Here is a 13,449-nt window from a genome sequence, read left to right on the forward strand (position 1 = left end):
GCCCCGGGCCCCCTTCCGGGTGCGGGGTCCCTGAAGCGGCCATACGCTCCCAGGTGTGCACCCCTCGAGGATCCGGATCCGGGCGCGAGGCCGCTGCGTGCTGCGGCTCGTCGCCGTGCTGCTGGTGGGCTTCGGGTGGGTGGGGGTAGGGGCTGCGCCGGGGGCTCGGGCCGAGGATCCCGTGACGCTGGAGCAGGGGCAGATCACCGACCGGGTGGGGGCCCTCGGGGAGCGGCGGGCCGCCGTCGGCGCCGCCCTGGAGCGGCTCTACTCCAAGCGGCGGATCCAGCTCTTCGTCACCTACGTGCACGACTTCTCCGGCCGCTCCCCCCAGAGCTGGGCCGACGCCACCGCGCAGAAGAACGGCTTCGGGCCGGACGACCTGCTGCTGGCGGTGGCCACCGGTGCGCGCCAGTACGCCTATTCGGCCGACGTGGACTCCGGTTTCACCGAGGCCCAGCTCACCGACGTGGCCCGTACCGCCATCGAGCCCGCCCTGCGGCAGAACGACTGGGCGGGCGCCGCGATCGGCGCGGCGAACGGCTACGACGCGGTGCTCGGCGGCCGGGCCGTCCCCGCGCCCGCCATCACCCCCGGTCCGGCCAACCCCGGCGGCGGCGCGGCGAAGGGGGAGAGCGGGGTCGGGGACTACGTGCTCCCGGTGGTCGCCGTCGGCGCGGCCGGGGCGCTGGGGGCGTACGCGTTGAGCCGCCGCAGGCGCGGCGGCGGGGCCGGGGGACGGGGGACGGCGACCGCGCACCCCGGCTGGGACGGGCGGCGGGCGGAGCCGGCCCCGCTCGCGGAGGTGGACGCCCGGGCCCGGACCCTCCTCGTGGAGACCGACGACGCGGTGCGCACCAGCACCGAGGAACTCGGCTTCGCCGCCGCCCAGTTCGGTGACGAGGCGGTGGCCTCCTTCACCGCGGCGGTGGCGTACGCCAAGGGCGAGCTGACCCAGGCCTTCCGGCTGCGCCAGCAGCTGGACGACGCCTACCCCGAGGACGACGCCACCCGCCGCCGGATGCTGGAGGAGATCCTGGCCCGTTGCGCGGAGGCGAACCGGCGGCTGGACGCCGAGTCGGCGGCCTTCGACCGGCTGCGGGACCTGGAGAAGAACGCCCCGCAGGCGCTGGCGACGGTGGAGGCCCACTTCCGGGCACTGACCGGCCGGACGACCACGGCCGAGGCCACCCTGACGGCCTTGGCCGGCCGGTACGCGGACTCGGCGTCCGCGCCGGTGGCCTCCCACGCCGAACAGGCGAAGGACCGGCTGCTGTTCGCGACGACCAGTCTCGGTGAGGCGCGGGCGGCGCTGGACGGCGGGGACAGCGGCCGGGCGGCGGTGCACGTGCGGGCGGCCGAGGGGGCGGTGGACCAGGCGGCGACGCTGGTGGACGCGGTGGAGCGGCGTGCGCAGGAGCTGGCGGAGGCCGTCGGGAAGCTGCCGGGGGCCCTCACCGAGACGGAGACGGACCTCGCCGACGCGCGCGGCCTGCTGACCGGCACCTCGGCGGGCTCCTCCACGGCGGACCTGCGGGGCCGGATCGCCAGGGCGGAGTCCGTACTGGCCGACGTACGCCGGGAGGAGGCGGCGGGCAGGTACGACCCGATCGACGCGCTGCGCCGGGTCGAGGAAGCCGACACGGCCCTCGACGAGGCCCTGGCGGGGGCGCGGGAGCAGGAGTCGGGGCTGCGGCGGGCGGCGGCCCTGCTGGACCGGGCCCAGTGGTCGGCCCGCAGCGCGATCGGCGCGGCGACGGACTACGTCACCACCAGCCGCGGAGCCGTGGGCAGCGAGGCCCGCACCCGGCTGGCGGAGGCGCAGCGGCACCTGGAGCGGTCGGTGTCCCTGGCGGAACCGGACCCCGCGGGCGCCCTGGCGGAGGCGCAGCGGGCGGACTCCCTGGCGCGGGAGGCGCAGGGGCTGGCGGAGCAGGACGTACGGGCGTACCGGAACCCGTACGCGGGACAGCGGGCCGGTGGCGGCCGGGGCGGGGCGGTGCTCGGCGGGATCATCCTCGGCGAACTCCTCCGCGGCGGCGGCCGGGGCGGCTTCGGGGGCTTCGGCGGCGGGGGCTTCGGCGGAGGAGGCGGCGGCAGCAGCGGCAGCGGCCCGGGCTCCTTCGGCGGCGAGAGCACCCGCGGCCGCATGGGCGGCGGCGGCCGCTTCTGAACGGCACACCACTCCTGAACGGCACCCCACTTCCGCACGGTGCACCACTCCACCCCGCCCGCACCGGGCCACAGCACCCCCTGGAGGGACCCCGCCCATGAGCAAGCAGACCATCCTCGGCCGTGTCACCCAGCTCGCGAAGGCCAACATCAACGCGCTGCTGGACCAGGCGGAGGACCCGCAGAAGATGCTCGACCAGCTGATCCGCGACTACGCGAACAACATCTCGGAGGCCGAGCAGGCCGTGGCCACCACCATCGGCAACCTGCGGATGCTGGAGGCCGACCACCAGGAGGACGTGGACGCGGCCGCCGAGTGGGGTGCGAAGGCCCTCGCGGCGAGCCGGAAGGCGGACGGGCTGCGGGCGGCGGGGTCGGCGGCGGAGGCGGACCGGTTCGACGGCCTGGCGAAGGTGGCCCTGGGCCGGCAGATGCAGTCGGAGAAGGAGGCGGGGGTGGCCGCGCCGGTGATCGCCGCCCAGACGGAGGTCGTCGGCAGGCTCAAGGCGGGGCTGGCCTCGATGAAGGACAAGCTGACGGAGCTCCAGGCCAAGCGGGACGAGCTGGTGGCGCGGGCGCGGACGGCGCAGGCGCAGAACTCGATGCTGGATGCCGTGAAGGACGTCGACGTGCTGGATCCGACGAGCGATCTGCACCGCTTCGAGGAGAAGGTGCGGCGCGAGGAGGCCATGGCCCTGGGGCGGCAGGAGCTGGCGGCGTCCTCGCTGGACGCGCAGTTCGAGTCGTTGGAGGAGCTGGGACGGGCCTCGGAGATCGAGGCCCGCCTGGCCGCCCTCAAGGCCGGCACGGCCTGAACCCGCCCGGCCGTCCACGAGGCCGGGGCGTCCTGCGCGCCCCGGACGGCCCCCTCACCCGTACATGCTCAGCAGTTGCTCCGCCGAGAGTTCGGCGCCCGTCTCGTCCGGGGCGGCGCCGGGCATGGGGAGCGGGAGCTCGAACCAGACCGTCTTGCCCCGGTGGGTGCGCCGGGTGCCCCAGCCCGCCGAGAGCAGGCCGACCAGCTGGAGGCCGCGGCCGCCCTCGTCGGTGTCGCGGGCGCGGCGGCGGCGGGGCTGGGCGAGGTTGGCGTCCCAGACCTCGCACACCAGGGTCCGGTCGAGCAGCAGCCGGAGCCGGATCTCCCCCTCCCCGTACCGCAGGGCGTTGGTGACGAGCTCGCTGACCAGCAGTTCCGTGGTGTCGAGCAGCTGCTCCAGGCCCCAGGCGGGCAGCTTGGCCCGGGCCAGTTCGCGGGCCCGGCCCACCGAGCGGGCCTCGCGGGGGAGCTGCCAGTCGCCGACGGCTTCCACGGGGAGCCCCTGGACCCGGGCCATCAGCAGGGCGATGTCGTCCTCGCCGTGCCGGGTGTGGAGGGTGTTCAGGACCTGGTCGCAGACCTCCTCCAGGGGGCGGGCCGGGTCGGCGACGGCGCTGCGCAGTCCGCGCAGCCCCTCCTCCAGGGGGTGGTCGCGGGATTCGACGAGGCCGTCGGTGTAGAGGGCGAGGAGGGCTCCCTCGGGGAGTTCCACCTCGACCTCCTCGAAGGGTTCGCCGCCCACGCCGAGCGGCATGCCGGTGGGGATCTCCAGCAGGAGGCCGGGGCGGGGGTCGTTGCCGTCCTCGGCGGGTTCGACGAGGACGGGCGGCATGTGGCCGGCGTTGGCGATGGTGCAGCGCCGGGTGACCGGGTCGTAGACGGCGTAGACGCAGGTGGCGAGGTAGACCTCGGAGCGGTCGGCGTCGCGGGAGTGCAGGGCGGAGCGGGAGGCCTGCTGGGCGCCGCCGGGTGCGCCGAGGCCGCGGGCGACCTCGTCGAGGGCGGTGAGGACCTCGGCGGGTTCGAGGTCGAGCAGGGCGAGGGTGCGTACGGCGGTGCGCAGTTCGCCCATGGCGACGGCGGCGCGCAGGCCGCGGCCCATGACGTCGCCGACGACGAGGGCGGTGCGGTGTCCGGGCAGTTCGATGACGTCGAACCAGTCGCCGCCGACCTCGGTGGCGGCGTTGCCGGGGAGGTAGCGGCAGGCGATGTCGAGGCCGGCGGCTTCGGGGTCGCCGGGGGGCAGGAGGCTGCGCTGGAGGATCAGGGCGCGTTCGTGTTCGCGTCGGTAGAGGCGGGCGTTGTCGATGCAGACGGCGGCGCGGGCGGCGAGTTCGACGGCGACGGCGCGGTCCCGTTCACCGAAGGGTTCGCTGCCCTTGGTGCGGGAGAACTGGGCGAGGCCGACGACGGTGTCGTGGGCGACCATCGGGACGATCAGGGTGGACTGGACGCGGTCGTCGGATCCGCCGCCCTCGATGAGCCGGGTCCGGGCGGTGCGCAGGGCGACGGCTCCGGGGGAGGCGGCCGGGTAGCGGTGGGTCTCGCCCACGGAGACCAGTGCGCCGGGGCCCGACAGCGGGGCGTCGGAGACGGCGGAGGAGGCCTTCGTAGAGGTCGACGGCGGCCAGGTCGCAGAAGCCGGGGACGGTGACGTCGAGGAGTTCGCGGGCGGTGGTCTCCAGGTCGAGGGAGCTGCCGATGCGGTGTCCGGCCTCGTTGAGGAGTGCGAGGTTGCGGCGGACGCCGGCGGCCTCGCGGGCGGCGAGGTGGCGCCGGGTGACGTCGGTGCCGAGACCGGCGATGCCGATGGGGCGGCCGGTGCCGTCGTGGACCCGGTAGAGGTTGATGGACCAGTGGCGGTTGTCGCGGCTGCCGGGGGCCGTGCCGGTGATCCGCAGGTCGGTGACGGACTCGCCGGTCTCCAGTACGCGGCGCAGGGCGGCGGCCATGCGGTCGGCCTCGTGCGGGGGCAGGTAGTCGTGCACGGTGCGGCCGCGGTGTTCCTCGACGGCGCCGCCGAACACGGTCGCGAAGCGGCGATTGGCGCGCTGCACGGTGAGGTCGGTGCCGAAGAGGAGGAAGCCGAAGGGAGATTGGCCGAATATGGCCTGCGAGGCGGCGAGGTCGGATTCGATGCGGCGCAGTGCGCGTACGTCGACCACGACGCAGAGCGCTGCCCGCTCGCCGGTCTCGGTCTGGGTGGGCATCACGTAGATCTCGGCCACGCCGTGCGCGCCGTTGCCTCCGGGGATGCGGAAGGGGACCAGGCCGGTCCATTCCTTGCCGTCGAGGATCTCCGCGACCTTGCGGTGCCCGCCGTCGCGCAGTTCGGGCGGCACGAAGGCGTCGACCGGATCACGTCCTACGACCTGGGCTGCGGGAAGTCCGAACAGTTCCTCGGCGCGCAGGCTCCACTGGTCGACCAGCCCGTCCGGGCCGATCGAGAACGACGCGACCTTTATGTAGTCGTATATCGAGCCAGGCGGACTGCTGTGCCACAAGGAGTCGTGCCACGACTCCCCGGGCACTCGGGTCTGATGTGCCTGCGCAGGTATCTCGCTCACGCGACCGTCCCCTCCAGCTCACCGCAACCGGACCGGCCATGACCGAAGTATTCAGCACCACGGCCCCGTACGGCACGGCGTTCACGATCACAAAAGGGTCCCGTTGTTTTCCGGCCACGTCCGGCGGTCATCCCTGACGCGCTCCGGGAGACCCCCTGCCGCCCTTCTCGCCCTTCTCCTTGTTACTCACCAGGAAGAGCCAACTCGAACCACACGGTTTTCCCCGACTTCCCGTGCCGGGTCCCCCAGCGTCGCGCGGAGACGGCGACGAGGTGGAGTCCGCGGCCGCCTTCGTCATCGGGCTCCGCCACCTTCTCGCGGGGTGGATCCGGAAGCGGATCGGAGACCTCCACGAGGAGGGCCGGGCCGCCGGTGAGGCCCGGAACGGCGGGATTGCGCCGCTCCAGACGGACGCCGATGGGACCGGAGGCGTAGCGCAGGGAGTTGGTGACCAGCTCACTGACCAGCAGGACGGTCACATCTCCGACGGCGTCCAGGCCCCAGGTGCGGAGGGCGCCGCGCACGGCGTGGCGGGCGGTGCGGACGGCACCGGGCTCGGCGGGGAAGGCCCACTCGGCACATTCACCGTCTGTGTCGATCACGCCGATCACTTCCCGGGCCACCAGCGACCCCAGTCAGGTTCGTCGGGGACGAATGGGGGACGAGATAGGGACTAATAGCGACATACCCGATATTTGGGGCGCCGTACCACCCGATCCCCCACCCACCGGCGCACTGTGGCGCGGACGGCCTAGAACGGAAGCGTCATGCGCCCCGGTGCGCCCCGCCCGCTCCCTGGCAGGCGAGCCTGCGGCCCGCTTCGGCGACGAAGGGCCGGTCCTGGTCGAGCCAGTCCACGGAGTCCAGCTCGTGCGGTGCGAGCCAGCGCAGCTCGTCGTGGTCCTCCAGCGGGGCGGGCTCGCCGGAGAGCAGGCGGGCGGTCCACACGTGCAGGACGAGGCCGGGCTTCAGCGGCCACTCCCCCGGGATCCGCTCCAGCGCCTCGGTCTCGACGCCGAGCTCCTCGCGCAGCTCGCGCACCAGCGCCTCGGGGACGGTCTCGCCCGGCTCGGCCTTCCCGCCGGGCAGCTCCCAGCGGCCGGCGAGCTCCGGGGGTGCGCTGCGACGGGCGGCCAGCAGGCGCCCGTCACGACAGAGGGCTCCGCCCACGACCACGCGTACAGTCATGGACGGAGCCTATGCCAGGCCCTGAGGGGGCCTTCAATTCCTGCTCGTGGCGGCCGGGCTGCCGTCCGCCTGCCCGATCCGCTCGACCCAGTAGAGCTGCTCGTGCCCCCGGTCCTCGAAGACGTCGACGACCTTCTGGGCCTCGGCCCGGGTGGCGTACCGGCCCACCCGGTAGCGGTTGCCGTTGTCGTCCTGACGTATGACCAGCCATGGAAGCAGGGCACCGCTGTCGTTCATCGCGCTCCACCCTCCGCCGATGTTCCTGCCCAGGAAACCGCATTGCGCATATGCCCGAGCTTACGCCCGACCTTCACTGAGCGGATACGTGTTTTCACGAAGAGATACCTGGGGGGCGTACGCATCCGGCCAGGCGTGCGAAAGCGCCGCCGGGGCTCGCGGAACGAGCCCCGGCGGCGCCCTGGAAGGCGTGGTCAGCGCACGGGCAGGTGGTAGGAGAGCCGGTACCGGTCGGCCGGGACGACCACATCAGCCGTCTCCACGGCCCGCCCGGACGCGTAGTACGTCCGCGTCACCACCAGCACCACGTGCCCCGGCACCCCGCCGAGCGTCATGTTCTCCTCCGCCAGGCCCGGCCGCGCCCCGACCTCCTCGACCACGTTGTCCACGACCACGTCGATCGCGGCCATCCGGTCGACCACCCCCGAGCCGCCCAGCGGCCCCTCCTCCGGCAGCATCACCGGGGTCCGGCCGGTCACGGACAGCGGCTCCCACGAGGTGGACAGCATCATCGCCTCGCCCGCGTCACGGAAGACGTACCGGGTGCGCATCACGCGGTCACCCGGCTCGATGCCCAGCCGCTTGGCGATGTCCGCCGGCGCCGCCGCCTGCTCGCTGCTGGATTCCCACGTCCCGTGCACCCCCGACTCCGCCTGCTCCTGCCGGAACGGCGTCGACGCCCCGCCCGAGCGGTAGCCGGTACGGGCGACGCGGCGCGGGACGGGCTGTGCGCGCACGTACGTGCCCGACCCGGAGCGGCCCTCGACCAGACCCTCCGCCATCAGGACCTTGCGCGCCTCCAGCGCGACGGTGTCGGACACCCCGTACTCCTCGCGGATCCGGGCCTGGGAAGGGAGCCGGGCGTGCGGGGGCAGGGACCCGTCGACGATCTTCCGCCGCAGATCCCCGGCGACGCGCAGATAGGCCGGCTGCTCACCGAAAGTCACGGGCCACTCCCATCAGGTTGACAGACAGCTACACCCTGGCAACCGACTGTTGACCTGTGCAAGTGCGGGCCAAAGTTTCACCCGATGTGATGAAGCCTGGTCACTCAAACCCGTTACCGGGCGTTACCTCCAAGGCCCTCAGGCCGAGTCCGACGAGGGACCCCGGCCCGATCCTCCCTGGTTCTCCTCGATCCACTCGGGAACCCGCGTCGACAATCCGTACGCGCCCCGCAGCGCCTGCTCCGTACCGGTCGTCAGCGCACCCTCCGCCGCGTCCCAGGCCTGCCGGAAATCGGACGGCCGCACCGCCCCGGCCGCCCGCTGCCACTGCGTGCGCGCCGCCGCCAGCTCCTTGAGCCGGGCCCCCGCCTCCGGATGCGCGGCGGCCGCGTCCCGCAGCATCCGCTCCTCCGCACCCAGCGCGCCGTCCACCTCCCGCGCCCACGACCGGTACTCGGGCAGCGCCTCGTCCAGCTCCCGCTCGGGGGCGCGCCCCAGCGCCCCGTCCGCCGCGTTGAGGGCGGTCAGGAGGGAGACCTGTTCGGGCGTCAGCATCCCCGCGTCCTTGCGCAGGCTCCCCCTGTGGTCGTGCCCCGAGGTGCCGATCACGCAGATCAGCCGGCGGTCGCCCGCGCGCCAGGCCTCGCGCGTGGGGGCGAAGTAGTACATCTCCACGTAGTCGGGGAGCGCCCAGGTGTCCATCGCGTACGCGTCCTGCGCCTTCCAGCAGGCGTCCGTGGCACTGTCCTTGAGCTTGGAGGCACCGGGGAAGGGGCCCGGGCCGAGCACCGTGGCGGCGGTCACCTCGGCGTCGTGGACCTGCGCGCAGTCGGTCCGGTAGGTGAAGGGCGTCTCGTCCAGGAGGTCCCCGCCGGGGACGTTGAAGCAGTCGCCGGTCCGCAGCCGGCCCATGTCGGTCAGCTGCCCCTCGACCCGCTCGGGCACCGGCCGCGAGCCCAGCCGCTCCAGGAAGGGCCGGGTCCAGCTCACCAGGCCGTACAGCATCACGGCCGTCGTCACCAGGGAGACCACCAGGCCGACGACGGCGAGGGCCCTGCCCCGCTCCTGCCTGCGCCCGATCTGCACCAGCGCGACCAGGCCGAAGACCACCCCGAGCGGCGGGAAGCAGAGCAGCCCGACCAGCAGGGAGGCGAGGGCGAAGCCGTTGAGCGCGGGCGCACCCGCCGGCCCTGGCGGCGGCCCCCACCCCGGCTGCGGCGACGGCGGCGGCCAGGAGTGACCGGGGCCGACGGGGCGGGGCGGTTGCGGGGGCGGGGTGCTCACCGGGTGAGGTGCTCCATCACGGGGGCTCGGAACGGCTGCGCGCGGACGGCCTCGCGCGAGCGGCTGCGCGAACGGCTGCCCGAAATAGTACGCAGCGGGCGACCCGGTGATCGCGGGCGACCCGGTGATCGGTCGCCCCCGCGTTGGCACGTACGGCCGGCACGGTCCGCCACGCGCCGCTCGGCGCGCAATCCGTCCCGGCGGTACGGCTCTTGGACCGGGCCGGGCCGGGACTCCGGTCGGAGCCCCGGCCGGGACCGCGGTCAGAACTGCAGCGCCCAGGAGTCGATCTTTCCCGTGTCGGCGGCCGCGTTGTCGTTCACGCGCAGCTTCCAGACCCCGTTGGCCACCTCGGAGGAGGCGTTGACCGTGACGGTCTTGACGATGTCGTCCGCGCTGCCGCCGGTGCGGTTGTGCAGGTTGTAGAGGGTGCCGTCGGGGGCGACCAGGTCGACCTTCAGGTCACCGATGTAGGTGTGCTTGATGTCCACCGACACGCCCAGCGTCGCCGGGGCGTTGCCGGAGACCCCGCTGACGGTGATCGGGGACTCGACCGTCGCGTTGTCGTTGATCGCGTAGTCGGCGGTGTTCTCGAAGCGCGGACCGCTCGGCGGGGTGGTGCCGGCGCCCACGTTCAGCAGCCGGTTGGGGGAACCGGTGCCGGGGCCCGTCACCACGTTCGGGGTGGCCGCCGCGACCAGTCCGTCGCGGACCTGCGCCGGGGTGGCCGAGGGGTTCTGCGAGAGGTACAGGGCCGCGGCGCCCACGACGTGCGGGGTGGCCATCGAGGTGCCGGAGATGGTGTTCGTCGCGGTGTCGCCCGTGCCCCACGAGGAGGTGATGGAGGAGCCCGGCGCGAAGACGTCCAGGACCGAGCCGTAGTTGGAGTAGCTCGCCTTGGCGTCGGTGTTGGTGGTGGCGCCGACGGTGATGGCCTCGGCCACGCGGGCCGGGGACTTGGTGGAGGCGTCGGTGGACTCGTTGCCGGCCGCGACGCCGTACGTGATGCCGGAGGCGATGGAGTTGCGCACGGCGGTGTCGAGCGCGGAGTCGGCGCCGCCGCCGAGCGACATGTTGGCCACGGCGGGCTTCACGGCGTTGCGGGTCACCCAGTCGATGCCCGCGACCACCTGGGCGGTGGTGCCGGAGCCGTTGTTGTCGAGCACGCGGACGCCGACGATCTTCGCCTTCTTTGCGACGCCGTAGCTGCTGCCCGCGACGGTGCCGGCGACGTGCGTGCCGTGGCCGTGGCCGTCCTGGGCGGTGTTGTCGTTGTCGATGGCGTCGTAGCCGTAGGAGGCGCGGCCGGCCAGGTCCTGGTGGGTGATGCGGACGCCGGTGTCGATGATGTACGCCGTCACCCCCTCCCCCGCCTTGTCGGGGTAGGTGTAGCTCTGGTCGAGGGGGAGGGCGCGCTGGTCGATGCGGTCCAGGCCCCAGGACGGCGGGCTGGGCTGGGTGGCGTCGACGGTGAAGGTGCGGTTCTGCACGACCGAAGCGACGGCCGGGTCGGCCGCGAGCTTCTTCGCCTGCGCCTCGGAGACCGCGACGGAGTAGCCGTTGAGGGCGGCGCTGTAGGTGCGGTCGATCCGCGCGCCGTACCGCTTGGCGACGGCCTTCCCGCTGTCGGCGGTGGAGCGGGCGGCGGAGTCCTTCAGCGTGACGATGTAGCTGCCGGGGACGGCCCCGGCGACGCCCGCGTTCTCGATGACGCCCTGCGGGCCGCCGTCGGCGGCGGAGGCGGCCGAGGCGGGTAAGGCGGCGGCCGCGCCGAGCGCGAGGGCCACGACGGCGGTCGCGATGCCGGCGGTCTTCCGGCGGGTGTGACGCATCACGGACATGTGAGGGGTCCTCCTCGTGGGCGGTGCGCTGCGTGGGGGTACTGGCCGGCGGCGGGTGTGCGGGGGTGCTCGCTCAGGTCCGTGCGCACAGTTCGATTGCCATGGACATGACAATGAATCGCGCTCAACGGGCCGCCGTTCCAAAAAGGTTGACCCACCCGTGCGTCATCCCACAAGAGCCCCACGGATGCGTAACATCCGTGCCATACGACAGCCATGAACGAGCAAAGGTGCTCCGCACATGACGCACGCACTTCCTGACTACCTCTGCTCCGAGGACGGCACGCGCGCGGATGTCCGGACCGCTCCCTGGTGCTGTCCGGTCTGCGGCGGCCCGTGGGACCTCGACTTCACGCCCGATCCGGCCATCCCCCTGGAGCCGGCGGCGGGCCCGCACTCGCTGTGGCGGTACGCGCCCGCGCTGCCCCTGCCGGGGGCGTTCTCGGTCACCCTGTCCGAGGGACACACCCCGATGCTGCCGCTCGGCGACCGGATTCACGCCAAGCTCGACTTCCTGATGCCGACGCTGTCCTTCAAGGACCGGGGCGCGGTGATGCTCGCCGAGCTGGCCCGGCGGCTGGGCCCGGCGCGGGTGGTCGCGGACAGCAGCGGGAACGCGGGGGCCTCCGTCGCGGCGTACTGCGCGCGGGCCGGGCTGAGTTGTGAAGTTTTCGTGCCCGAGGGCACCTCGGAGAAGAAGACCGCGCAGATGCGGGCGTACGGGGCGGAGGTACGGCTCGTGCCGGGCGGCCGGGAGGCCGCGGCGCGGGCCGCCGGGGCGGTGGCGGACGAGCCGGGGGTCTTCTACGCGAGCCACGTCTTCAATCCCTGGTTCCTGCACGGCACGAAGACCTACGTGTACGAGATCTGGGAGGCCCTGGGCGGCCGGCTCCCCGAGGTGCTCGTCGTCCCCGTCGGCAACGGCACGCTGCTGCTGGGCGCGGCGCTGGCGGTGGCGGAGCTGGGCCGGCGGGGGGTACGGGCGCCGGCGCTGGTCGGGGTGCAGGCGGAGGCGGTGTCGCCGCTGGCGGCGGCCTTCGCGGCGGGGGCGGAGGAGGCGGAGCCGGTGCCGTCTCGGCCGACGCTCGCGGAGGGCATCGCGATCCCGGCGCCGCCGCGGGGCCGGCAGATCCTGGCGGCGGTCCGGAAGTCGGGCGGCACGATCCTGACGGTCCCGGACGCGCGGATCCGCGAGGCGCAGCGGGAGCTGGCCCGCCGGGGGCTGTTCGTCGAGCCGACGGCCGCCGCCTGCTGGGCGGCGGTGGGGCCCGGCGCCCCCTCCGACCCCCTCCAGGGCCGCACGGCGGTCCTGCCCCTGTGCGGTGCGGGCGCCAAGTCCGGCCTGGCCCCGTAGTCCCGCTGCGCTGGGCTGCCTTCCCTCGGCGGCACCCCCGCACCGTCCACGTCGGAAATCCGCCAGCCCCGCCCGCCGTGTTCTGCTGAACTACCCCCATGACCACGCTCCTTGAAAAGGCCACCGCCTTCACCGCCCTGCACACCCCCGCCGCCCCCCTCCCCCTCGCCAACGCCTGGGACGTGGCCAGCGCCCGTATCGTCGAGGCCGCCGGGGCGCCGGCCGTGGCGACGACCAGTGCCGGGGTGGCCTGGTCCCTCGGGGCTCCCGACGGGGACGCCCTCGCCCGGGACCGGGCGCTGGACCTGGTCGCCCGGGTCGCCGCCGCCGTCTCCGTGCCCGTGACCGCCGACATCGAGGGCGGCTTCGCCGCCGACGCCGCCGGGGTCGGGGAGACCGTCGCCGGCGTACTGGCCGCCGGCGCGGTCGGCGTCAACATCGAGGACGGCACCCGCGCCCCGGCCGAGCACGCGGAGCGCCTGGCCGCGGCCCGGGCCGCCGCCGACGCCGCCGGGGTCCCGCTGTACATCAACGCCCGCGTGGACACCTACCTCTTCGGCCTCGGCGAGAGCGCGACCCGCCTCGACGAGACCCTCACCCGTGCCTCCGCCTACCTGGCCGCCGGGGCCACCGGCGTGTTCGTGCCCGGCGTCACCGACCCCGCCGTCATCGCGGAGCTCGCCCGCGGGATCGACGCCCCGCTGAACGTCCTCGTCGGCCCCGGCGCCCCCTCCGTCGCCGAACTCGGCGCCCTCGGTGTGGCCAGGGTCAGCCTCGGCTCCGGGGTGGCGGAGGCCGCGTACGCCGTCGCCCGCCGGGCCACCGAGGAGCTGCTCGCCGGCGGCACCTACGGCTCCCTCGCCGGAGCCCTCCCGTACGGCGAGCTGAACGCCCTGCTCAAGGGCTGAGAAACCGAGAAGCGTGCATGCTGCACCGTCCGTAGGATCCGGCCATGAGCACCTCGATACCGGCAGAGCCCAAGACCGCTGAGCCCGCCGCCCCCCGCCGCGGGACCGGCGGGGCCGTCTGGACGGCCCTGACC

At 74.1% G+C, this 13,449-nt stretch carries 10 protein-coding genes and 1 pseudogene; 4 read left to right on the top strand and 7 right to left on the bottom strand.

Annotation, left to right across the window (positions count from 1 at the left end; genetic code table 11):
- Nucleotides 1-118: 118 nt before the first annotated feature.
- Both VR44_RS14565 and VR44_RS14570 read left to right on the top strand, forming a co-directional pair.
- The gene (locus tag VR44_RS14565) at nt 119-2,173 is read left to right on the top strand and encodes a TPM domain-containing protein (RefSeq protein WP_094191642.1); all 2,055 of its coding nucleotides are present in this window, start codon (nt 119-121) and stop codon (nt 2,171-2,173) included.
- 97 nt (nt 2,174-2,270) lie between these two features.
- Entirely contained in the window at nt 2,271-2,987 is a 717-nt protein-coding gene (locus VR44_RS14570; RefSeq protein ID WP_045947904.1) for a PspA/IM30 family protein, read from the top strand.
- A 54-nt stretch (nt 2,988-3,041) separates the two neighbouring features.
- Here VR44_RS14570 and VR44_RS14575 read toward each other — a convergent pair.
- The 7 genes and pseudogenes from VR44_RS14575 to VR44_RS14605 all read right to left on the bottom strand — a co-directional run bounded on the left by VR44_RS14575 (nt 3,042) and on the right by VR44_RS14605 (nt 11,053).
- Nucleotides 3,042-5,493 (bottom strand): annotated as a pseudogene (locus VR44_RS14575) (SpoIIE family protein phosphatase).
- A gap of 245 nt (nt 5,494-5,738) precedes the next feature.
- Nucleotides 5,739-6,167 carry an ATP-binding protein gene (locus VR44_RS14580; protein ID WP_045947912.1) on the bottom strand — a complete coding sequence of 143 codons (429 nt, stop codon included), beginning with the start codon at nt 6,165-6,167 and terminating at the stop codon, nt 5,739-5,741.
- Nucleotides 6,168-6,321: 154 nt separating this feature from the next.
- Nucleotides 6,322-6,744, bottom strand: coding sequence for a (deoxy)nucleoside triphosphate pyrophosphohydrolase (locus VR44_RS14585; RefSeq protein WP_045947905.1), 423 nt, complete (start codon nt 6,742-6,744; stop codon nt 6,322-6,324).
- A gap of 33 nt (nt 6,745-6,777) precedes the next feature.
- On the bottom strand, nt 6,778-6,981 hold the full coding sequence (locus VR44_RS14590; RefSeq protein ID WP_045947906.1) for a hypothetical protein: 204 nt from the start codon (nt 6,979-6,981) through the stop codon (nt 6,778-6,780).
- 194 nt (nt 6,982-7,175) lie between these two features.
- Nucleotides 7,176-7,928: a GntR family transcriptional regulator gene (locus VR44_RS14595; RefSeq protein WP_045947907.1), complete on the bottom strand. Its 753-nt coding sequence runs from the start codon at nt 7,926-7,928 to the stop codon at nt 7,176-7,178.
- A gap of 138 nt (nt 7,929-8,066) precedes the next feature.
- The gene (locus VR44_RS14600; RefSeq protein WP_045947908.1) at nt 8,067-9,212 is read right to left on the bottom strand and encodes a DUF4190 domain-containing protein; all 1,146 of its coding nucleotides are present in this window, start codon (nt 9,210-9,212) and stop codon (nt 8,067-8,069) included.
- A gap of 263 nt (nt 9,213-9,475) precedes the next feature.
- The gene (locus tag VR44_RS14605) at nt 9,476-11,053 is read right to left on the bottom strand and encodes a S8 family peptidase (protein WP_045947909.1); all 1,578 of its coding nucleotides are present in this window, start codon (nt 11,051-11,053) and stop codon (nt 9,476-9,478) included.
- A gap of 241 nt (nt 11,054-11,294) precedes the next feature.
- On the opposite strand from VR44_RS14605, the gene VR44_RS14610 reads away from it, so the two are divergent.
- Entirely contained in the window at nt 11,295-12,407 is a 1,113-nt protein-coding gene (locus VR44_RS14610) for a pyridoxal-phosphate dependent enzyme (RefSeq protein WP_045947910.1), read from the top strand.
- Nucleotides 12,408-12,505: 98 nt separating this feature from the next.
- Nucleotides 12,506-13,315, top strand: coding sequence for an isocitrate lyase/PEP mutase family protein (locus tag VR44_RS14615; RefSeq protein ID WP_045947911.1), 810 nt, complete (start codon nt 12,506-12,508; stop codon nt 13,313-13,315).
- Nucleotides 13,316-13,449 lie beyond the last annotated feature (134 nt).

The sequence above is a fragment of the Streptomyces katrae genome (assembly GCF_000966975.1).
GTDB classification, from domain to species: domain Bacteria; phylum Actinomycetota; class Actinomycetes; order Streptomycetales; family Streptomycetaceae; genus Streptomyces; species Streptomyces katrae.